The organism is Pseudomonas sp. R43(2017) (assembly GCF_002112345.1).
GTDB lineage: Bacteria > Pseudomonadota > Gammaproteobacteria > Pseudomonadales > Pseudomonadaceae > Aquipseudomonas > Aquipseudomonas kribbensis.
Genome location: NZ_NEHJ01000008.1, coordinates 382,815 through 404,031, shown reverse-complemented (window position 1 = coordinate 404,031; position 21,217 = coordinate 382,815). Strand labels below are relative to the sequence as shown.

Here is a 21,217-nt window from a genome sequence, read left to right as displayed (position 1 = left end):
ATGGCCAAATCCCTTCTGATTATCAGCCGTCAATCGCCATGGTCCGGCCCCGGTGCCCGCGAAGCGCTGGACATCGTGCTGGCCGGCGGCGCCTTCGATCTGCCGATCGGTTTGCTGTTTCTCGACGACGGTGTGTTGCAACTGGCCGCCGGGCAGAACGCCAGGGCCCTGCAACAAAAAGACCTGAGCGCCAACCTGCAAGCGCTGCCGATGTTCGGCGTCGAAGAGCTGTTCTACTGCGCCGACAGCGCCAGTGCTCGCGGCCTCGGCGATCGTTCGCTGGACGAGGCGCAGCCATTGGCCGCCGAGCAAATCACCGCCCTTATTGACCGTTACGACCAGGTGATCACCCTCTGATGTCGACTTTGCATGTGTTGTCTCATTCCCCGTTCGGCGACGAACGTCTGACCAGTTGCCTGCGCTTGCTCGGTGCTGCCGACGCGCTGCTGCTGTGTGGTGATGCCGCTTACGCGCTGCAAGCCGGCACCGCGCCGTTCAATGCGCTAGAAACTCGCCGAGTGAAACTGTTCGTGCTGGCCGAAGATGCGCAAGCCCGTGCCGTGCAGGTTCCGGACTGGGCCGAAGCCATCGATTACCCGGCCTTTGTCGAGCTGTCGATCCATCACGATAAGGTCAACAGCTGGCTATGAATGCGCTGACCGTCGGCGCTCGCGCCATCGAACTGGACAAGGACGGCTTCCTGGTCGACCTCAACGATTGGTCGGCCGAAGTCGCCAGCGCCCTCGCCGCTGCCGAAGACATCGAACTAAGCCCGGAACACTGGGAAGTCCTCGAACTGCTGCGCAGCTTCTATGCCGAATTCCAGCTGTCGCCGGCCACACGGCCGCTGATCAAGTACACCGCGCTCAAGCTCGGCGCGGAGAAAGGCAACAGCCTGCACCTGAACCGACTGTTCAAAGGCACCCCTGCCAAACTCGCCGCGAAACTGGCGGGCCTGCCCAAACCGACGAATTGCCTATGACCGACTATCCAGCGCTGACCCTCGAAACGCCCGCCGAGCATCCGTTCGCCCAGTTCGTGCGCATCCTCGGCAAGGGCAAGCGCGGCGCCCGCGACCTGACCCGCGAGGAAGCCCGGGAAGCCATGGGCATGGTGCTCGACGAAGCGGTTGAAGAAACCCAGCTCGGCGCCTTCCTGATGTTGCTGCGGCACAAGGAAGAAAGCGCCGAGGAAATGGCCGGTTTCACCGAGGCCTTGCGTGAACGCCTGCAGGCGCCAGCGCTGAACGTGGATCTGGACTGGCCGACCTATGCCGGCAAGAAGCGCCACCTGCCGTGGTATCTGCTGGCGGCCAAGTGCCTGGCGCAAAACGGTGTACGCATCTTCATGCACGGCGGCGGCGCGCACACGGCCGGGCGTTTGTATTCAGAACAACTGCTGGGCGAGCTGAACATCCCGCTGTGCCGCAACTGGCAACAGGTCGGCGCGGCGCTGGATAACGGTGGCCTGGCCTTCATGCCACTGGTGGACTGGGCACCGCAGCTGCAACGGATGATCGACCTGCGCAGCACCCTCGGCCTGCGCTCGCCGATCCACTCGCTGGCGCGAATTCTCAATCCGTTGGGCGCGCGTTGCGGTTTGCAGAGCATTTTCCACCCCGGCTACCAAGCGGTGCACCGCGATGCCAGCGGTCTGCTGGGCGATACGGCGATCGTGATCAAGGGCGACGGCGGCGAAATCGAGATCAACCCGGATGCCGACAGTCACTTGTACGGCACCACTGGCGGCGAGAGCTGGGACGAGGAATGGCCGCAGCTGTCGGCGCAGCGTCACGTCAAACCGGCGTCGCTGGATATCGAGCATCTGAAAGCCGTCTGGCGCGGTGATGTGGTCGACAGCTACCCGCAAATGGCGCTGATTTCGACCATGGCACTGGCGCTGCGTGGTCTTGGCCAAAACCGGGAACAGGCGTTCGAAACCGCCGAGCAATACTGGGCTGCACGGAACAAATCGATTTAACCGATCATTCACGCCCGATCTTTGCGCTTTTTGTTCGAACTCATCGGAATAGACTCCACTCCAACGATTATTGGTTTCTGGAGTCTTGATCATGGGTTTACTCGTCGACGGCCGCTGGCAGGACAAGTGGTACGAAAGCAGCAAGGGCGGCGCGTTCCAGCGCGAACAGGCGCAGCGCCGTAACTGGGTCACTCGTAACGGCGAGCCGGGCCCGAGCGGTGAAGGCGGTTTTGCCGCCGAAGCCGGGCGTTATCACCTCTACGTCTCCCTCGCCTGTCCGTGGGCGCACCGCACGCTGATCCTGCGCAAGCTCAAGGGCCTGGAAAGCCTGATCGACGTTTCAGTCGTCAGCTGGCTGATGCTGGAAAACGGCTGGACCTTCGACCAGAACCTCGGCTCGACCGGTGACAAGCTCGACCACTTCGACTTCATGCACCAGCGCTACACCGCTGACACCGCCGACTACACCGGGCGCGTCACCGTGCCGGTACTGTGGGACAAGAAACTCAAGCGCATCGTCAGCAACGAATCGGCGGAGATCATCCGCATGTTCAACAGCGCCTTCGATGACTTGACCGGCAACGATCTGGACCTCTACCCGGCACCGCTACGTAACGAAATCGATGCGCTGAACGAGCGGATCTACCCCGCCGTGAACAACGGCGTGTATCGCGCCGGTTTCGCGACCTCGCAAAATGCCTATGAAGAAGCGTTCGATGATGTGTTTGCCGAACTCGATCATCTGGAGCAGGTGCTGAGCGCCAACCGTTATCTGACGGGCGAATACCTGACCGAGGCGGACGTGCGGTTGTTCACCACGCTGATTCGTTTCGACGCGGTGTACCACGGGCACTTCAAATGCAATCTGCGGCGGATCAGCGATTATCCGAACCTGTCGAACTGGCTGCGTGAGATGTACCAGTGGCCGGGCGTTGCGGAGACCGTGGATTTCCAGCACATCAAGAATCACTACTACGGCAGCCACAAGACCATCAACCCGACCGGGGTGGTGCCGAAGGGGCCGGAACAGGATTTCAGTGTGGCCCATGACCGGAACCGGTTGGGCGGAAAAGAGGTTTGGCGCCGGAGCTGATCAGGGGATTACCCCGATTGTGAAGACCCCATCGCGAGCAAGCTCGCTCCCACTGAGGATTTGTGCGATCGCTGAGATTTCAGCTTCAGCACAATACCTGTGGGAGCGAGCTTGCTCGCGATGGGGGCAGCTCGGTCTCTAGACCTGCGCCTGAGCCCCTTCAAACCACGCCAGTTTCGCGCGCAGTTGCACCACTTCGCCGACGATTACCAATGTCGGCGCATGCACTTCATGCTCCGCCACCAGACGCGGCAGATCGGCCAGGGTGCCGGTGAAGACCCGCTGATTGACCGTGGTGCCCTGCTGGATCAACGCTGCCGGGGTATCGGCCGCACGACCATGCTTGATCAACTGCTCGCAGATGACCGGCAGCCCCACCAGGCCCATGTAGAACACCAGCGTCTGCGCCGGCGCGACGAGGTCGGCCCACGGCAGATCGGTGGAACCGTCCTTCAGGTGCCCGGTGACGAAACGTACCGACTGCGCGTAATCGCGATGAGTCAGCGGAATCCCGGCATACGCCGCGCAACCGCTGGCCGCGGTTATGCCCGGCACCACCTGGAACGGGATGCCATGGGCCGCCAGTTCTTCGATCTCTTCGCCGCCACGGCCGAAGATGAACGGATCTCCGCCCTTCAACCGCACCACACGCTTGCCGGCCTTGGCCAGATCCACCAGTTGCTGGTTGATCTGATCCTGCGGCACGGCGTGATCGGCGCGACGCTTGCCGACGTAGACACGCTCGGCATCACGACGGCACAGCTCAAGAATCGCAGGCGCCACCAGGCGGTCATACAGCACCACATCGGCTTGCTGCATCAGGCGCAAGGCACGGAAGGTCAGCAGATCCGGATCACCCGGCCCTGCGCCGACCAGATACACCTCGCCGGTCGCCACAGTCGCTTCGCCATCGATTTTCGCCTGCAACAGACGCTCGGCTTCGGCGCCCTGCCCGGCCAGCTGGCGGTCGGCAATCGGGCCCTGAAATACATCTTCCCAAAAGGCACGACGCTGCTGCACATCGGGAAACAGGCCTTTGACCTGATCACGAAAACGCGCGGCCAGACCGGCCAGATGGCCGTAGGTGGAAGGAATCCAGGTTTCGATCTTGGCGCGAATCAGCCGGGCCAGCACCGGCGCATCGCCGCCGCTGGACACCGCGATGATCAACGGTGAACGATCAACAATCGCCGGGAAAATCACGCTGCACAGCGCCGGCGCATCCACCACGTTGACCGGCACGCAGCGCCGATGGGCATCGGCGGAGACTTGCGCGTTCAAGGCTTCGTCGTCGGTGGCGGCAATGATCAGCCCGCAACCGTCCAGATCCGTCTCGGCGTAACCGCGCAACAGGCACTCACCACCGCTGGCGGCAACCAGTTCGCGCAGTTGCGCTTCGATTTCAGGTGCGACCACCCGCAGCAGCGCACCGGCATCGGCCAGCAGGCGGGATTTGCGCAAGGCAATTTCCCCCCCACCGACAACCAACACACGACTGCCGCGCAGGTTGTGAAACAGCGGCAGATATTTCATTTAGCCGATGACCTCGAGGCCACCCATGTAAGGCTTCAGCACGTCCGGCACACGGATCGAACCGTCGGCCTGCTGGTAGTTCTCCAGCACGGCCACCAGGGTACGACCGACCGCCAGACCGGAACCGTTCAGGGTATGCACCAGCTCAGGCTTGCCGGTTTCCGGGTTGCGGAAACGCGCCTGCATGCGGCGAGCCTGGAAGTCGCCGCAGTTGGAGCACGACGAGATTTCGCGGTATTTGTCCTGGCTCGGGATCCACACTTCCAAGTCGTAAGTCTTGACCGCACTGAAGCCCATGTCGCCGGTGCACAGCGCCAGGGTACGGTAAGGCAGACCCAGCAGTTGCAGGACTTTTTCGGCGTTGGCGGTCAGGCCTTCCAGCGCTTCCATCGACTTCGACGGCTCGACGATCTGCACCATCTCGACCTTGTCGAACTGGTGCTGGCGGATCATGCCGCGGGTGTCACGACCCGACGCGCCGGCTTCGCTGCGGAAGCACGGGGTGTGGGCAACGAACTTGATCGGCAGTTGTTTCGAATCGACGATTTCGCCGGCCACGATGTTGGTCAGCGACACTTCGGCGGTCGGGATCAGGTACAGATCGGCTTCGCCTTCGCGACCGATCTTGAACAGGTCTTCTTCGAACTTCGGCAACTGACCGGTGCCTTGCAGCGCAGGAGCCTGAACCAGATAAGGCGTGTAGGCCTCTTCGTAGCCGTGCTCGGTGACGTGCAGGTTGATCATGAACTGCGCCAGTGCGCGATGCAGACGGGCAATCGGGCCACGCAGCAGGGCGAAACGTGCGCCGGACAACTTGGCGGCGGTTTCGAAGTCGAGCCAGCCGAACTTCTCGCCCAGGGCTACGTGGTCCTGAACCGGGAAGTCGAACGCGGTCGGGGTGCCCCAGCGGCGCACTTCGACGTTGCCGTCTTCGTCTTCGCCAACCGGTACCGATTCGTGCGGCAGGTTCGGGATGCCCAGCAGGATCGAGTCCAACTCGGTCTGGATCGCGTCCAGCTCGACTTTACCGGCGCTCAGTTCGCCCGCCATGCGCTCGACGTCCGCCATCAGCGGCGCGATGTCTTCGCCGCGCTGCTTGGCCTGACCGATGGATTTGGAACGCGCGTTACGCTCAGCCTGCAGTGCTTCGGTGCGGGTCTGGACGGTCTTGCGCTGTTCTTCCAGCGCTTCGATGCGCGCGACATCCAGGGCAAAGCCACGGGAAGCCAGGCGGTCCGCTACGTCCTGGAGGTTGCTACGTAACAGTTTGGAATCGAGCATGTCGGTTTCTCGTTATCAAAGTTTGGTCAAGGACAGGCCGGCCCACGTCGCGAGCAGCCCGCCGAATACGCTGATGGCCGCATAGCCCAGGGCCAGCGGCACTTGCCCGCTTTCCAGCAGACGCACCGTATCCAGTGAAAAGGATGAAAAAGTCGTCAGCCCCCCGAGGAAGCCGACCATCAACCCGGCGCGCACCTCGATCGGTACTTCCGGGCGTATCAAAAACAGGCCGTACAACACGCCGATCAACAGGCAGCCCACGATATTAACGGCCAGCGTCGCGGTATAGAAGTGCCGCGGCCAATTGGCGTTGACCCAATTGCCGGTGGCGAAGCGCAACAAGGTGCCGGCAACCCCGCCGACGGAGACTGCAACGATCAATGGAACCACTATTTTCTCCGCTGCCGGGGGCTTAAACGATCGAGTTGGGCAAGGTGGTTGAGCTTCTCGCCGATCTTCAACTCCAGGCCACGGGGCACCGGTTGGTAGAACGGAATCGGGTCGAGTTCATCCGGGAAATAGTCTTCGCCGGCGGCATAGGCGTCCGGCTCGTCATGGGCGTAGCGGTATTCGTCGCCGTAACCCAATTGCTTCATCAGTTTGGTCGGGGCATTGCGCAAATGCAGCGGCACTTCCAGCGAGCCGTGCTCGGCGGCGGCGCGCAGCGCGGTCTTGAAGCCCATGTACACCGCGTTGCTTTTCGGCGCACAAGCCAGATAGGTGATGGCCTGAGCCACTGCCAGCTCACCTTCCGGACTGCCAAGACGCTCCTGCACTTCCCACGCGGCCAGGCACAGGCTCAGCGCGCGGGGGTCGGCATTGCCGATGTCTTCGCTGGCCATGCGCACCACGCGGCGGGCCAGGTACAGCGGATCGCAGCCGCCATCGATCATTCGCGCGAACCAGTACAGCGCGCCGTCCGGGTTCGAACCGCGCACAGATTTGTGCAGCGCAGAAATCTGATCGTAGAACGCTTCGCCACCCTTGTCGAAACGTCGGCGAGTATCGCCGAGCAGGCTTTGCAGCAGCTCGGTGCCCATCTCGCTGTTGTCTTCGGCCAGGTCCGAGGCGTTTTCCAGCAGATTGAGCAAGCGCCGGCCATCGCCATCGGCGGCGGACAGCAGCATCTGGAAGCCTTCATCGCTGAGGGTCAGATGCCGCTTGCCCAGGCCACGGTCTTCGGTGAGGGCGCGGTGCACCAGTTTGCGCAACGCCGCTTCGTCGAGGCTCTTGAGTACATAGACCCGCGCCCGCGACAGCAATGCGTTGTTCAATTCGAAGGAAGGGTTTTCGGTGGTCGCGCCGATGAAGATCAGCGTGCCGTCTTCAACGTACGGCAGAAACGCATCCTGCTGCGACTTGTTGAAGCGGTGCACTTCATCGACAAACAGGATCGTGCGCTTTCCATACTGGCCGGCCTGCTGTTTGGCGATCTCCACCGCCTGACGGATCTCTTTGACGCCGGCCAACACGGCCGACACCGTTTCGAAGTGCGCATCCGAGACTTCCGCCAGCAACCGCGCCAAGGTGGTCTTGCCCACGCCCGGCGGGCCCCAGAAGATCATCGAATGCAGGGCACCCTGCTCCAGCGCTTCGCGCAGTGGTTTGCCGCGAGCGAGCACGTGTTCCTGACCGACGTACTCATCCAGATTGGTCGCCCGCAAACGGGCGGCCAGCGGCTGGGCAATCGGCGCACTGCGAAACAGATCCATCACGTACCGTTGAAACCTCTGTGTTTATTCCTGGATCACATCGGCACCCTTCGGGATGTCGAACTTGAACTTCGAGGCCGGGACCGCTTCATTGGCCTTCACCCCGGTGAACAGGATGTTGGTGCGCTGGCCGACGCTGTCGATCAGTTGCATGTCATTGACCAGACCGTTGCGGAACGACAGGCGCAGGCTGTCGAACAGGGTGTCCTTGGTTTTCGGCTTCAGGGTGAAATCGATCACGCCGCCCGCCTCTTTCGCGCTGATGTCGAAGCTCTGGCTGATCTTCGATACGTCACCGGACAGCAACAGGGCCGGGGTCTGGGTCAGACGCTCGTCCAGTTTCTTGATGGTGGCCTGCTCCAGGTCCGGGTCCCACAGGGTGACTTTCTTGCCGTCGGAGACCATGGTCTGCTCGGCCGGTGCATTGGTGTGCCAGTAGAACAGGCCCGGACGCTGCAGGGTCATGTCGCCAGTGGTTTCCTGCAACTGGGTGCCGCTGCCGTCGAGGGTCAGCTGGGAGAAGTTGGCGGTCAGGGTCTTGGATGTTTCCAGCAATTGGGTCAGGCGAGCCACATCCTTGTCATCGGCGTGAGCCGTGAGGGTGGTCAGAGCCAGTACCGGCAGCAACATGCGGATAAGACGCATGGGAGTCCTCTTGAATACGCGTAGGAAAGTGGACGGCGCCTCATGCACCGCCCATTGCATTTGAATCAGTCGCGCACCGGGCCAGGGGCCAGGACTTCGCGGGAACCGTTGGTGTTCATGGACGTCACGACCCCGGCCATTTCCATGGCTTCGATCATGCGCGCGGCACGGTTGTAGCCGATCTTCAGCTTGCGCTGTACGGCGGAAATGGAGGCACGACGGCTTTCCAGCACGAACTGCACGGCTTCGTCGTACAGCGCGTCGGCTTCCGGATCGTCACCGTCACCACCGCCGCTACTGCCTTCGAAACCACTGCCCGCCTCTTCGACGCCGTTGAGGATGTCGTCGTTGTATTCCGGCGCGCCGCGCAGTTTCCAGGCCTCAACCACCCGGTGAACTTCATCGTCGGACACGAATGCGCCGTGAACCCGGATCGGCAGGCTGGTGCCCGGTGGCATGTAGAGCATGTCACCGTGGCCGAGCAGTTGTTCGGCGCCGCCCTGGTCGATGATGGTCCGGGAGTCGATCTTGCTCGATACCTGGAACGCCATGCGCGTCGGGATGTTGGCCTTGATCAGACCGGTGATCACGTCCACCGACGGCCGCTGGGTCGCGAGGATCAGGTGGATACCAGCCGCACGCGCCTTCTGGGCGATACGGGCGATCAGTTCTTCAACCTTCTTGCCGACGATCATCATCATGTCGGCGAATTCGTCCACGACCACGACGATGGTCGGCAGCTTCTGCAACAGCGGCGCTTCGTCGTGGATGCTTTCGCGCTTGTACAGCGGATCGCTCAACGGCTCGCCGGCGTCCTGGGCTTCCTTGACCTTGGCATTAAAGCCGGACAGGTTTCGCACGCCCATCTTCGCCATCAGCTTGTAGCGACGCTCCATCTCGGCAACGCTCCAGCGCAGGGCGTTGGCGGCGTCCTTCATGTCGGTCACGACCGGGCACAGCAGGTGCGGAATGCCTTCGTAGATCGACAGTTCCAACATTTTCGGGTCGATCATGATCAGCTTGGCGTCGTCCGGGCCGGACTTGAACAGGATCGAGAGGATCATCGCGTTCACGCCCACCGACTTACCGGAACCGGTCGTACCGGCCACCAGCAGGTGCGGCATCTTCGCCAGGTCGGTGATGACCGGTTTGCCGCCGATGTCGTGGCCCAGGGCCAGAGTGACCGGCGACTTGAAGTTGTCGTACTCGGGCGTCGACAGCACTTCGGAGAAGCGCACGATCTGGCGGTCTTCGTTGGGGATCTCGATACCGACCGTGGTCTTGCCCGGAATCACTTCCACCACCCGCACACTGGTCACGGCCAGCGAACGAGCAAGGTCTTTCGCCAGGTTGGCAATACGGCTGACCTTCACACCGGCAGCCGGCTGGATTTCGTAACGGGTAATGACCGGGCCCGGATGGATCGAGTCCACGGTGACTTCGACGCCGAACTCCTTGAGCTTGATCTCCAGCAAGTGACCGACCGCTGCCAGGGATTCGGGCGAATAATTGAGTTGTTTCTTTTCCGCAGGATCGAGGATCGAGATCGGCGGCAAGGTGCCTTCCACGGCGCTGTCGACGAACAACGGCACCTGCTTCTCTTTCTGCACGCGCTTACTCGGCTCCGGCGCCTTGACCGGGGCCGGGGCGATGACCGGCGGAACCTGCTTCTCGCGCTCGGACATGTGTTTGCTCAGGGCCTGCTCGCGCTCGATCAGGCGTTCCTTGACCTTGGCCTGCTCGCGCTTGTCGGTGACGGTCGGCGCGACCACGTCGTGCACCCGGTCATCGACTTCACGCAGTTGCGCCACCAGTTGCTTGCGCTCGGTACGCGCCGACCACCAGCGATTGATCGCACCCTGGAACAGTTCGAACAGGTCGAGGGTAATCTTGCCGGTGACGTCCATCACCTTGAACCACGACAGGTCGGTGAACACAGTCAGGCCGAACAGAAACAGTGCGATGAACAGCAATGTGCTGCCCTGAATGTTCAGGGCGTTGCGGGCCAGGTCACCGAGGCTTTCACCCAGCGCGCCACCCGCACCGGCCGGCAACGCGGTGGCCGCATGGAAATGTATGTGCGCCAGCGCAGCGCCGGACAGCACCAGAAACACCAGGCCGATCAGGCGCCAGGAAAACAGCCAGCCGCTCCACTGCCACGGCTCGTGACGCTGACGGAAGATCTGATACGCCTTGATCGCCAGCAGCAACGGGAAGATGTACGCGAAGTAACCCAGCACCATGAACAGGATGTCGGCGCTATAGGAGCCCGCCGGACCGCCGAAATTCTGCACGTCGTCGATCTTGCTGTTGTGGCTCCAGCCCGGATCGTCCTTGCCGTAGGTCAGCAAGGCCATCATCAGGAACAGGCACAGAGCGCCGATGGCGATCAATGCACCTTCCTTGAGCCGGTAGTGCAATTGCTGGCGCCAAAGCGGAACGACTGTTTTTGGTGCTTCCGTGGATTTCTTCAAAACGCTTCTTTTCCTGCGCCAGCGGCGCGTCCATCTATTGAATGACGATAAAAAACTGCCCAATCCAGGCAGGTAAAAAATTGACGGGCGCAACTGAGACTACTTTTAACACTGCGCCCGCTCTTTTATAAACACGGCACACTGCGAATATTCTGTAACAGCCCGGCATTGTACGGGTTTGCGCGTTCGATGCCATGCTTCGAACCCCATGTTCAAGCATAGCCAAGCAGACCAAACCTGCGACGCAATTTGAGCATGCATTGTCTTTTGTGACAAAGGCTTATGAGGTGTATTTGATGAACGTAGCGAAGCATGCACCCTCAAGCTCGTCGCCCGTCTACGACCGCATCCCGGAAGGCAAGTTGCAGCAGCGTCGACTTCGCGCAGGTTCGGGAGGACATTCGCGCCATTTAACGGCACACTTTGCAACGGGCCATGCCGCCCACCGCCCTCCCCTTCTGCAAGCCTGGACGCCATGCTGACTTGGTTACAACGCAATTCACTGACTTTCCCGCCGCTGGAAAAGGCCATGCGCGATCCCAACGGATTGCTGGCGGCCGGCGGTGACCTGTCCGCCGATCGCCTGATCCAGGCCTATCGCCACGGTTGCTTTCCGTGGTTCTCCGAAGGACAGCCGATCCTCTGGTGGTCGCCGGATCCGCGCACCGTATTGTTTCCCGACGAACTGCACGTCTCGCGCAGCCTGGGCAAACTGCTGCGCCAGCAACGCTATCAAGTGACCTTCGATCAGGACTTCGAAGCGGTTATCCGCGCCTGCGCCGCGCCACGGGATTATGCCGATGGCACCTGGATCACCCAGGCCATGCAGGATGCCTATATTGAACTGCACCAGCGGGGCTTCGCCCATTCAGTGGAAGTGTGGGATGAGGGCAAACTGGTCGGCGGCCTCTATGGCCTGGCGATGGGGCAGCTGTTTTTTGGGGAATCGATGTTCAGTCGCGCCGACAATGCTTCCAAGTACGGCTTTGCCACACTGGTACGGCACCTGAAAGACTCCGGTTTCGTGTTGATCGACTGCCAGATGCCGACCGATCATCTGCACAGCCTGGGCGCCCGGGCAATTTCCCGCCCCGCCTTTGCCGAGTATCTGGCCCGGCACCTCGACCGACCCAACCTGGCCACCTGGGTTTGCTGAGCGACTTTTGCGCGCGTGGCTTACACTTAATTCACCAGCTTACCCCTGAGGGTTGATCATGACCGAGTTGGCGCGGTTGAAGTTTTATGCCACTCAGCCTCACTCCTGCAGTTATCTGCCCGAGGAACAGGCCACGACCCTGTTTCTCGATCCGAGCCAGCCCATGGATGTGCATGTCTACGCAGACCTGTCGGAAATGGGCTTTCGTCGCAGCGGCGATCATCTGTACCGCCCGCATTGCCAGAACTGCAATGCCTGCGTGCCTGCGCGCATTCCGGTCGCGCAGTTCAATCCCAATCGCCAGCAGAAGCGCATTTTCAAACGCAACGCCGACCTGCAGGTGCGCCCGGTCAAGCCGGCCTTCAGCGAAGAATATTTCGATCTTTATCAGCGCTACATCGAACAGCGTCATGCCGACGGCGACATGTACCCGCCAAGCCGTGATCAATTCTCGACTTTTCTGGTTCGCGACCTGCCCTTCTCACGCTTCTATGAGTTTCGGCTCGACGGACGGTTGCTGGCCGTCGCCGTCACCGACCTGCTGCCCAATGGCCTGTCGGCGGTTTACACCTTTTACGAACCGGAAGAAGAACGCCGCAGCCTGGGACGCTATGCCATCCTCTGGCAGATTGGCGAAGCCCAGCGGCTGGGGCTCGAAGCGGTGTACCTGGGTTACTGGATCAAAAACTGCAAAAAGATGAACTACAAGACCCAATATCGACCTATCGAACTGCTGATTAATCAGCGCTGGGTTATCTTGAACTGAATGCAAGCCCTAAACCCCTTGGCGTAAACCCCATTTTTCGGGCACAATGCACGCCGCTTTTGCCTGGCGCAGTTGCACCGGGCCATTCATTGGATACCGAGGGCTTTACTGCATGTCGAAAGAAGACAGCTTCGAAATGGAAGGCACTGTCGTCGACACCCTGCCCAACACCATGTTTCGTGTGGAGTTGGAAAATGGGCACGTCGTAACCGCGCATATTTCCGGCAAGATGCGCAAGAACTACATTCGTATTCTTACCGGTGACAAAGTGCGCGTCGAGCTGACGCCCTATGACTTGAGCAAAGGGCGTATTACTTACCGCGCTCGCTAATCAAGTCAATACAAGACGCCCGGCATTTGCCGGGCGTTTTTGTTTGTCCGGGATTTGGCGCTTTGGGTTTGTACTTGAGTTTTGAGTGTATATCCGTTGCTGCGGTAACGGCTTCTTAGGGTTCCGCCCTTACGGCGGGTCACTTTTTTCAAACGCCAAAAAAGTAACCAAAAAGTCTTGGCCCCCGGCGTACGGCACTTCGCTTAGGCTCAGTGTTCCCTCGCTACGGTGTCCATCAGGGGGCATCGCCTACGGTTTGCTTCGCTGCACCTCCTCTCGATGTATGCGGCTTCGCCGCACGGCGCTGCGCGCCTACCCCCTGATGGACACCTCCGCTCGGCCTGCCGAAGGGGCAAAAAATCAAAAGCCAGAGCCAGAGCCAGAGCAAAAGCCAGATCAAGAGCCTCCCCTCACCCTAGCCCTCTCCCGGAGGGAGAGGGAACTGATCGAGTGGTTTGGGAGAAGTTCGCCGACGTGCGATACCGCGTTGAACTCAGGTTTTGAAAAGCACACCAGTCGGCTCCCTCTCCTAGGGGAGAGGGCTGGGGTGGGTAAATCCACCACAAAACCAAAGCCGAACACGCCGTGCTCCTCCCCACTCACCACGATGAGCGTAAGCTCGAGTACCGCTTTTGATCGCAAGGCCCGTCGGCAGGCTGAGTGGAGGGATTGATTCGGGGGTGGGAGCGCAGCGACCATTTGGCGAAGCCAAACACATCGAGAGGAGGTGCAGCGAAGCAAACCGTAGGCGATGCCCCCGGATCAATCCCGGAGCGAAGGAACCCGAGCCACAGCGAGGGCCGTACGTCAGGGTAAAGCCTTTTGGGTTACCTTTTCGGCGTTTGGAAAAGGTGACCCGCCGTAAGGGCGGAACCCCAAGAAGCCGTTACCGCAGCAACGGATATTCACACCAAACAACCAGACAACAAAAAGGCGCCCGAAGGCGCCTTTTCACTTACCAGCCATCAGGCCATTTCTGCGGTGGTCTCGAAGTCAAACGTCAGCTCACCATCCTTGATGTCGATGTGCACCACACCGCCATGCTCGGCCAGTTCGCCAAACAGAATCTCCTCCGCCAGTGGACGCTTGATCTTGTCCTGGATCAGACGCGCCATCGGACGAGCGCCCATTGCCGAGTCGTAGCCACCGGCCGCCAGCCAGCTGCGCGCCGCGTCGGTAACTTCCAGAAGCACCCGCTTGTCTTCCAGCTGCGCCTGAAGTTCGGTGAGGAACTTGTCCACCACGCTTTTGATGACCTCATGACTGAGGCGACCAAATTGAATGATGGTGTCCAGGCGGTTGCGGAATTCCGGCGTAAAGCTCTTCTTGATCACTTCCATCGCATCGGACGAGTGGTCCTGATGAGTGAAACCGATCGAAGCACGCGCCGCGGTTTCGGCACCGGCGTTGGTGGTCATGATCACGATCACGTTGCGGAAGTCGGCCTTGCGCCCGTTGTTGTCGGTCAGCGTGCCGTGATCCATCACCTGCAGCAGCAGGTTGAAGACTTCCGGATGCGCCTTCTCGATTTCATCGAGCAGCAATACGCAATGCGGTTGCTTGGTAATCGCCTCGGTCAACAGACCGCCCTGGTCGAAACCGACATAACCCGGAGGCGCACCGATCAGACGCGATACGGTGTGGCGCTCCATGTATTCGGACATGTCGAAACGAACCAGTTCGATCCCCAGCGCCTTGGCCAATTGCCGCGCAGCCTCGGTTTTACCGACACCGGTAGGCCCGGCGAACAGGAACGAACCGACTGGCTTGTCCGGCGACTTGAGGCCCGCACGGGACAGTTTGATCGCGGTCGACAGCGAATCGATCGCCGCATCCTGACCAAACACCGTCAGCTTAAGGTCGCGTTCCAGGTTACGCAGCAGCTCCTTGTCGGAACTGGTGACGTGTTTTGGCGGAATCCGCGCGATCTTCGCCACGATATCCTCAACCTGTGGCACGTCGATGCGCTTCACGCGCTTGTCGACCGGTTGCAGACGCTGGTAGGCGCCCGCCTCGTCGATTACATCGATGGCCTTGTCCGGCATATGCCGGTCATTGATGTAGCGCGATGCCAGTTCTGCAGCGGCGCGCAGCGACTCATCGCTGTACTCGATGTTGTGGTGCTGCTCGAAGCGCCCTTTCAGGCCGCGCAGGATGCCGATGGTGTCTTCCACAGACGGCTCGACCACATCGACCTTCTGGAAGCGACGCGCCAGGGCACGGTCTTTTTCGAAGATGCCACGGAATTCCTGGAACGTGGTCGAACCGATGCAGCGAATATCACCCGACGACAGCAGCGGCTTGAGCAGGTTCGAGGCATCCATGACGCCACCGGACGCAGCACCCGCACCGATGATGGTGTGGATCTCGTCGATGAACAGAATCGCCTGCGGACGTTTTTTCAGCTCGCCGAGCAGTGCCTTGAAGCGCTTCTCGAAATCGCCGCGATATTTGGTGCCTGCGAGCAAGGCGCCCAGATCGAGGGAATAAACGACGCTGTTGGCCAGCAGATCCGGCACCTGGTTGTCGACAATGCGCTTGGCCAGACCTTCGGCAATCGCGGTTTTACCCACACCTGCCTCGCCTACCAGCAACGGATTGTTCTTGCGCCGACGCGCGAGAATCTGCGCGACACGCTCGACTTCCGTTTCACGCCCGACCAGCGGATCGATCCGGCCCTGGCGTGCGAGTTCGTTGAGATTGCTGGCATACGCATCCAGCGGATTGCCTGAAGAAGAAGACTCACCGCCCTCGTCGTCCTGCATGTCTTGTTCACCTTCAGAGTGATCGCCATGCCCCGGCACCTTGGAAATGCCATGGGCGATATAGTTGACGACATCGATTCGTGCAACGCTCTGCTGTTTCAGCAGGAACACTGCCTGACTCTCTTGCTCACTGAAGATTGCAACCAGCACATTGGCGCCGGTTACTTCGCGCTTGCCCGAGCTCTGTACATGAAAGACAGCACGTTGCAGCACACGCTGGAAGCCCAGGGTTGGCTGGGTTTCGCGATCTTCGTCATGGACGGGGATCAGCGGCGTGGTGGAGTCGATGAACTCCTGCAGGTCGTGCTTGAGTTTGTCGAGGTTTGCGCCGCAGGCACGCAATACGGTGGCGGCAGCCTCATTATCCAATAGGGCCAGCAGCAGGTGTTCGACGGTCATGAACTCATGACGCTTCGAACGAGCCTCCTTGAAGGCAAGATTGAGGGTGACTTCGAGCTCGCGGTTTAACATAGCTTCACCTCATACCCAAGTGGTCGGCGATTAACCGTCCTTCTCGATTTCACAGAGTAGCGGATGCTGGCTTTCCCTGGCGTACTGGTTGACCTGCATGGCCTTTGTCTCGGCGATGTCGCGGGTAAACACTCCACATACTGCCCGCCCTTCTGTGTGGACGGCCAGCATGACCTTGGTCGCCAGCTCGCGATTCAGGTTAAAAAACACCTCGAGCACTTCGACGACGAAATCCATCGGTGTGTAGTCATCATTAAACAAAACCACCTTGTACATCGGCGGCGCCTGTAACGCAGGCTTTGCTTCCTGAACAGCAACGCCTGCCGAATCGTCGTCGTGCTCCTGTGGAAGATCCTTTTGGAGAAGCGGGCGATCCTGATTGAATGTTAGTCGAATCTGGCTGATTGCATGCATGGAAAGAAAGGTTCGTCAGTTGTGCAAATACAGTGGTGGGGGCGGCTTGACACGTTTTCAACTCCGACTGCCCGGTCACCTTGACTATCGGGAAAACGGTGTTACAACCAATAGAACCCACAGTGGGTAAAAAAGATCCGCGGAGTCAATCTTTTTAACGGATTCGACTGCGGATGAATTGGATGATACTCCAGCGATGGAGACTGTTGCAGAGGGATTTGAGCATGGTTGTCGGCAAGGTGAAATGGTTCAACAATGCCAAGGGGTTCGGTTTCATCAACACCGACGCCCGCGAGGGGAAAGATGAGGACGGCAAGGAAATCGATTTCTTTGCCCACTACTCCGCCATTGAAATGGACGGGTACAAAACCCTCAAAGCCGGGCAAATCGTCAAATTCGAGATCGTGCAAGGGCCCAAAGGCCTGCACGCCACAAAAATTCAGAATGTCGAGGCCGCAAAAGACGCCGTCTCGCCAGCGGCTCATCAGCAGTCAGTGACCAGCTGAAACGACCAGAACACCTGCCAGAAAACAAACCGCCCGGCTCGATCACTCGAGCCGGGCGGTTTCGTTGCAGCTGTCGTTCTTACATGTGCTTGACGATCGCTTCACCGAAGCCCGACGACGACACCAGCGTGGCGCCTTCCATCAGACGTTCGAAGTCATAGGTCACGGTCTTGGCCTTGATCGCGCCGTTCGTGCCCTTGATGATCAGGTCTGCCGCCTCGGTCCAGCCCAGGTGGCGCAGCATCATCTCCGCCGACAGGATCACCGAACCCGGGTTGACCTGGTCCTTGCCGGCATATTTCGGCGCGGTACCGTGAGTCGCCTCGAACATGGCTACGGTGTCGGACAGGTTGGCGCCCGGCGCGATACCGATACCGCCCACTTCCGCCGCCAGGGCGTCGGAGAGGTAGTCACCGTTGAGGTTGAGGGTGGCGATCACATCGTATTCAGCCGGACGCAGCAGAATCTGCTGGAGCATGGCGTCGGCGATGGCGTCCTTGACGATGACTTCGCGACCGGTTTTCGGGTTCTTGAATTTCATCCACGGGCCGCCATCGAGCAGCTCGGCGCCGAATTCATCCCGCGCCACTTCGTAGCCCCAGTCCTTGAAGGCACCTTCGGTGAATTTCATGATGTTGCCCTTGTGCACGATGGTCAGCGACTTGCGGTCGTTATCCACCACGTATTGCAGGGCCTTGCGCACCAGACGCTTGGTGCCTTCTTTCGAAACCGGCTTGATGCCGATACCGCAATCCTGGTCGAAACGGATCTTGGTGACGCCCATTTCCTCTTTCAGGAACTTGATGACCTTGGTGGCCTCAGGGGAGCCGGCCTTCCATTCGATACCGGCATAAATGTCTTCGGAGTTCTCGCGGAAGATCACCATGTCGACGTCGCCGGGCTTTTTCACCGGGCTCGGTACGCCTTCGAACCACACCACAGGGCGCAGGCAGACATAGAGGTCGAGCTGTTGACGCAGGGCAACGTTGAGGGAGCGGATGCCGCCACCGACCGGGGTGGTCAGCGGGCCCTTGATGGAAACGACGTAATCCTTGACGGCGTCCAGGGTTTCCTGGGGCAGCCAGGTGTCCTGGTCGTAGACTTGAGTTGCTTTTTCGCCAGCATAAACCTCCATCCAGGAAATCTTGCGCTTGCCCCCGTAGGCCTTGGCCACGGCAGCATCAACCACTTTGATCATCACAGGGCTGACGTCGACGCCAATGCCGTCACCTTCAATGAAGGGAATGATCGGGTTATCAGGGACATTGAGAGAATGGTCTGCGTTGACGGTGATTTTGTCGCCGACGGCTGGAACCTGAATCTTCTTGTAACCCATGCTGAACTCCATTGTTTGGATTGAACATCTGGCTTGGTTCGAGCGTAACCCAGTTGAATCAACACGCAAACCCTCTGTTCCGGGCGCGGCCACATCTCGTTTCGTACAAGCCTGAAAGCAAAGGGAAAAGCGCCAATCTCAAGCATTCACGGCGACTCTACGCCCCACCCTGCCCTGCGACCTTTAGACCAATGGACGAGAATCGTTGCATATGAACCATCGGCAGATTGCCAGCTACCTATGTATAATGCCGCCCGCTGACCAAAGGGTCACGACGGCTGGCCTCTCTAGCACGAGACTTTCCGCCTGATTGGTCGGGTTGTTACCGCAGTCCGACTGCTTGACGCTCTACTGATGCACCCAACATCACCGCGAAGATTCTCGACATTCGGTTCATGGATGACTTTGAACGAACGCGCTTACCCGGCGCCCCTCGAGTTTCTGCGCACGCTTTAGCAAAGAAGAGAGAGTTAATCCGAATATGCCCACCCGCTCGAAGATCATCTATACCTTCACCGACGAAGCTCCAGCCCTCGCCACCTATTCCCTGCTGCCGATCATCGAGGCTTACACCGCCTCGGCCGATATCGCCGTGGAAACCCGCGATATCTCTCTTGCAGCACGCATTCTGGCCAGCTTCCCCGAGCAACTGGGCGACAAAGCCGTAGCCGACCACCTCGCCGAACTGGGCGACCTGGCCGTTACGCCTGAAGCCAACATCATCAAGCTGCCGAACATCAGCGCCTCGGTTCCGCAACTGCAAGCCGCGATCAAAGAACTGCAGGCCCAGGGCTACAACCTGCCGGACTACCCGGAAACCGTGACCAGCGACGCCGACAAAGACGCCAAGGCGCGTTACGACAAGGTCAAGGGCAGCGCCGTGAACCCGGTTCTGCGTGAAGGCAACTCCGACCGCCGCGCTCCGCTGTCGGTCAAGAACTACGCGCGCAAGCACCCGCACAAAATGGGCGCCTGGGCCAAGGACTCCAAGTCCCACGTCGCTCACATGAGCACCGGCGATTTCTACGGCAGCGAAAAAGCTGCCCTGATCGACGCCGCTGACGCCGTGAAGATCGAGCTGATCGCCAAAGACGGTACCGCTACCGTCCTGAAGGAAAAAACCACCGTTCAGGCGGGCGAGATCCTCGACTGCTCCGTAATGAGCAAAAAAGCCCTGCGCGCGTTCATCGCCGCTGAAATCGACAGCGCCAAGCAACAAGGCGTGCTGCTGTCGGTTCACCTGAAAGCCACCATGATGAAGGTCTCCGACCCGATCATGTTCGGCCAGATCGTTGCCGAGTTCTACAAAGACGCCCTGACCAAGCACGCTGACGTGCTGGCCGAAATCGGCTTCAACCTGAACAACGGCATCGGCGACCTGTACACCCGCATCAAAGCCCTGCCGGCCGAGCAACAAGCCCAGATCGAAGCTGACATTCAAGCGGTCTACGCCGTTCGTCCGTCGCTGGCAATGGTCAACTCCGACAAAGGCATCACCAACCTGCACGTGCCGAGCGACGTCATCGTCGACGCCTCGATGCCGGCCATGATCCGTGACTCCGGCAAGATGTGGGGCACCGATGGCCAGCTGCACGACACCAAGGCCGTGATCCCGGATCGTTGCTACGCCACCATCTACCAGGCCGTGATCGAAGACTGCAAAGCCAATGGCGCTTTTGATCCGACCACCATGGGCAGCGTGCCAAACGTTGGCCTGATGGCCAAAAAGGCTGAAGAGTACGGCTCCCACGACAAGACCTTCCAGATCAAGGCCGACGGCGTGGTTCGCGTGACCGACAGCAAAGGCACCCTGCTGATGGAACAGGCTGTCGAAGCCGGCGACATCTTCCGCATGTGCCAGACCAAAGACGCGCCGATCCAGGACTGGGTCAAACTGGCCGTCAACCGTGCTCGCGCAAGCAGCACCCCGGCCATTTTCTGGTTGGACCCGATGCGCGCCCACGACGGCGTGGTGATCGAGAAGGTTCAGGCTTACCTGAAGGATCACGACACCGCCGGTCTGGACATCCAGATCATGGCGCCGGTCGACGCGATGAAGTACACCCTGCAGCGCACCCGCGAAGGCAAGGACACCATTTCGGTGACCGGCAACGTACTGCGCGACTACCTGACCGACCTGTTCCCGATCATGGAACTGGGCACCAGCGCCAAGATGCTGTCGATCGTGCCGCTGATGAACGGCGGTGGCCTGTTCGAAACCGGCGCCGGCGGTTCGGCTCCGAAGCACGTGCAGCAACTGGTCGAAGAGAACTTCCTGCGCTGGGATTCGCTGGGTGAATTCCTGGCTCTGGCCGCGTCTCTCGAGCACCTGGGTGTGAACTACAACAACCCGAAAGCGCTGGTTCTGTCCAAGACTCTGGACCAGGCCACTGGCCAGTTCCTGGACAACAACAAGTCGCCATCGCGCAAAGTCGGCAACATCGACAACCGCGGCAGCCACTTCTACCTGGCCATGTACTGGGCACAAGCCCTGGCTGCCCAGACTGAAGACGCTGCACTGCAAGCGCAGTTCGCAACCCTGGCCAAGACCCTGACCGAGAACGAAGCGACCATCGTCGCCGAGCTCAACGCCGTTCAAGGCAAGCCAGTGGACATCGGCGGTTACTACCACGCCAATGCCGAGCTGATCAGCAAGGCCATGCGCCCGAGCGCAACCCTCAACGCGGCGATTGCTGCGCTGGTATAAGGTTGTAAAGGGAACATCACAAACCCCGGCCATGCGCCGGGGTTTGT

19 protein-coding genes are annotated in these 21,217 nt (G+C 60.1%); 10 read left to right on the top strand and 9 right to left on the bottom strand.

Annotated features, from left to right (window positions below):
- From tusC to CAG02_RS23290, 5 genes are all read left to right on the top strand, one after another.
- Positions 1–357 carry a sulfurtransferase complex subunit TusC gene (gene tusC / locus CAG02_RS23310; RefSeq protein WP_085712370.1) on the top strand — a complete coding sequence of 119 codons (357 nt, stop codon included), beginning with the start codon at positions 1–3 and terminating at the stop codon, positions 355–357.
- Complete coding sequence (gene tusB / locus CAG02_RS23305; protein ID WP_085712371.1) at positions 357–650, top strand: sulfurtransferase complex subunit TusB; 294 nt, start codon at positions 357–359, stop codon at positions 648–650. Before tusC ends, tusB begins: the two co-directional genes overlap by 1 nt.
- A complete protein-coding gene (locus tag CAG02_RS23300; protein ID WP_007958196.1) occupies positions 647–982 on the top strand; it encodes a TusE/DsrC/DsvC family sulfur relay protein in 336 nt (111 codons plus the stop codon). The genes tusB and CAG02_RS23300 overlap by 4 nt, the downstream gene beginning before the upstream one ends.
- Positions 979–1,980 (top strand): glycosyl transferase family protein, encoded by a 1,002-nt coding sequence (locus CAG02_RS23295; protein ID WP_085712372.1) that lies wholly within the window; start codon positions 979–981, stop codon positions 1,978–1,980. Before CAG02_RS23300 ends, CAG02_RS23295 begins: the two co-directional genes overlap by 4 nt.
- A 91-nt stretch (positions 1,981–2,071) precedes the next feature.
- Positions 2,072–3,073 (top strand): glutathione S-transferase family protein, encoded by a 1,002-nt coding sequence (locus CAG02_RS23290; RefSeq protein ID WP_085712373.1) that lies wholly within the window; start codon positions 2,072–2,074, stop codon positions 3,071–3,073.
- Between the two features lie 138 nt (positions 3,074–3,211).
- Here CAG02_RS23290 and cysG read toward each other — a convergent pair whose 3' ends face one another.
- From cysG to CAG02_RS23260, 6 genes are all read right to left on the bottom strand, one after another.
- The gene (gene cysG, locus CAG02_RS23285; protein WP_085712374.1) at positions 3,212–4,606 is read right to left on the bottom strand and encodes a siroheme synthase CysG; all 1,395 of its coding nucleotides are present in this window, start codon (positions 4,604–4,606) and stop codon (positions 3,212–3,214) included.
- Positions 4,607–5,887: a serine--tRNA ligase gene (gene serS, locus CAG02_RS23280; protein ID WP_085712375.1), complete on the bottom strand. Its 1,281-nt coding sequence runs from the start codon at positions 5,885–5,887 to the stop codon at positions 4,607–4,609.
- Positions 5,888–5,902: 15 nt separating this feature from the next.
- Entirely contained in the window at positions 5,903–6,277 is a 375-nt protein-coding gene (gene crcB, locus CAG02_RS23275) for a fluoride efflux transporter CrcB (RefSeq protein WP_085712376.1), read from the bottom strand.
- On the bottom strand, positions 6,277–7,599 hold the full coding sequence (locus tag CAG02_RS23270; protein WP_085712377.1) for a replication-associated recombination protein A: 1,323 nt from the start codon (positions 7,597–7,599) through the stop codon (positions 6,277–6,279). The genes crcB and CAG02_RS23270 overlap by 1 nt, the downstream gene beginning before the upstream one ends.
- A 24-nt stretch (positions 7,600–7,623) precedes the next feature.
- The gene (lolA, locus tag CAG02_RS23265; protein ID WP_007958184.1) at positions 7,624–8,244 is read right to left on the bottom strand and encodes an outer membrane lipoprotein chaperone LolA; all 621 of its coding nucleotides are present in this window, start codon (positions 8,242–8,244) and stop codon (positions 7,624–7,626) included.
- 65 nt (positions 8,245–8,309) lie between these two features.
- Positions 8,310–10,718, bottom strand: coding sequence for a DNA translocase FtsK (locus CAG02_RS23260; RefSeq protein ID WP_085712378.1), 2,409 nt, complete (start codon positions 10,716–10,718; stop codon positions 8,310–8,312).
- Between the two features lie 475 nt (positions 10,719–11,193).
- Between CAG02_RS23260 and aat the strand changes: the two genes are divergently transcribed.
- The 3 genes from aat (at position 11,194) to infA (ending at position 12,971) form a co-directional block, all read left to right on the top strand.
- Positions 11,194–11,874 (top strand): leucyl/phenylalanyl-tRNA--protein transferase, encoded by a 681-nt coding sequence (aat, locus tag CAG02_RS23255; RefSeq protein ID WP_085712379.1) that lies wholly within the window; start codon positions 11,194–11,196, stop codon positions 11,872–11,874.
- A gap of 58 nt (positions 11,875–11,932) precedes the next feature.
- A complete protein-coding gene (locus tag CAG02_RS23250) occupies positions 11,933–12,640 on the top strand; it encodes an arginyltransferase (protein ID WP_085712380.1) in 708 nt (235 codons plus the stop codon).
- A 112-nt stretch (positions 12,641–12,752) separates the two neighbouring features.
- Positions 12,753–12,971: a translation initiation factor IF-1 gene (infA, locus tag CAG02_RS23245; RefSeq protein ID WP_002553999.1), complete on the top strand. Its 219-nt coding sequence runs from the start codon at positions 12,753–12,755 to the stop codon at positions 12,969–12,971.
- Positions 12,972–13,936: 965 nt separating this feature from the next.
- Here the strand turns inward: infA and clpA are convergent.
- Both clpA and clpS read right to left on the bottom strand, forming a co-directional pair.
- Entirely contained in the window at positions 13,937–16,207 is a 2,271-nt protein-coding gene (clpA, locus tag CAG02_RS23240; protein WP_085712381.1) for an ATP-dependent Clp protease ATP-binding subunit ClpA, read from the bottom strand.
- Positions 16,208–16,237: 30 nt separating this feature from the next.
- Positions 16,238–16,621, bottom strand: coding sequence for an ATP-dependent Clp protease adapter ClpS (clpS, locus tag CAG02_RS23235; protein ID WP_011334948.1), 384 nt, complete (start codon positions 16,619–16,621; stop codon positions 16,238–16,240).
- Positions 16,622–16,845: 224 nt separating this feature from the next.
- Between clpS and CAG02_RS23230 the strand changes: the two genes are divergently transcribed.
- Complete coding sequence (locus tag CAG02_RS23230) at positions 16,846–17,127, top strand: cold shock domain-containing protein (RefSeq protein WP_085712382.1); 282 nt, start codon at positions 16,846–16,848, stop codon at positions 17,125–17,127.
- A gap of 79 nt (positions 17,128–17,206) precedes the next feature.
- On the opposite strand, the gene icd is transcribed toward CAG02_RS23230, so the two are convergent.
- Positions 17,207–18,463: an NADP-dependent isocitrate dehydrogenase gene (gene icd, locus CAG02_RS23225; RefSeq protein ID WP_085712383.1), complete on the bottom strand. Its 1,257-nt coding sequence runs from the start codon at positions 18,461–18,463 to the stop codon at positions 17,207–17,209.
- Positions 18,464–18,944: 481 nt separating this feature from the next.
- Here icd and CAG02_RS23215 point away from each other — a divergent pair, with 481 nt between their 5' ends.
- Positions 18,945–21,170 carry an NADP-dependent isocitrate dehydrogenase gene (locus tag CAG02_RS23215; RefSeq protein WP_085712384.1) on the top strand — a complete coding sequence of 742 codons (2,226 nt, stop codon included), beginning with the start codon at positions 18,945–18,947 and terminating at the stop codon, positions 21,168–21,170.
- The last annotated feature ends 47 nt before the right edge of the window (positions 21,171–21,217 follow it).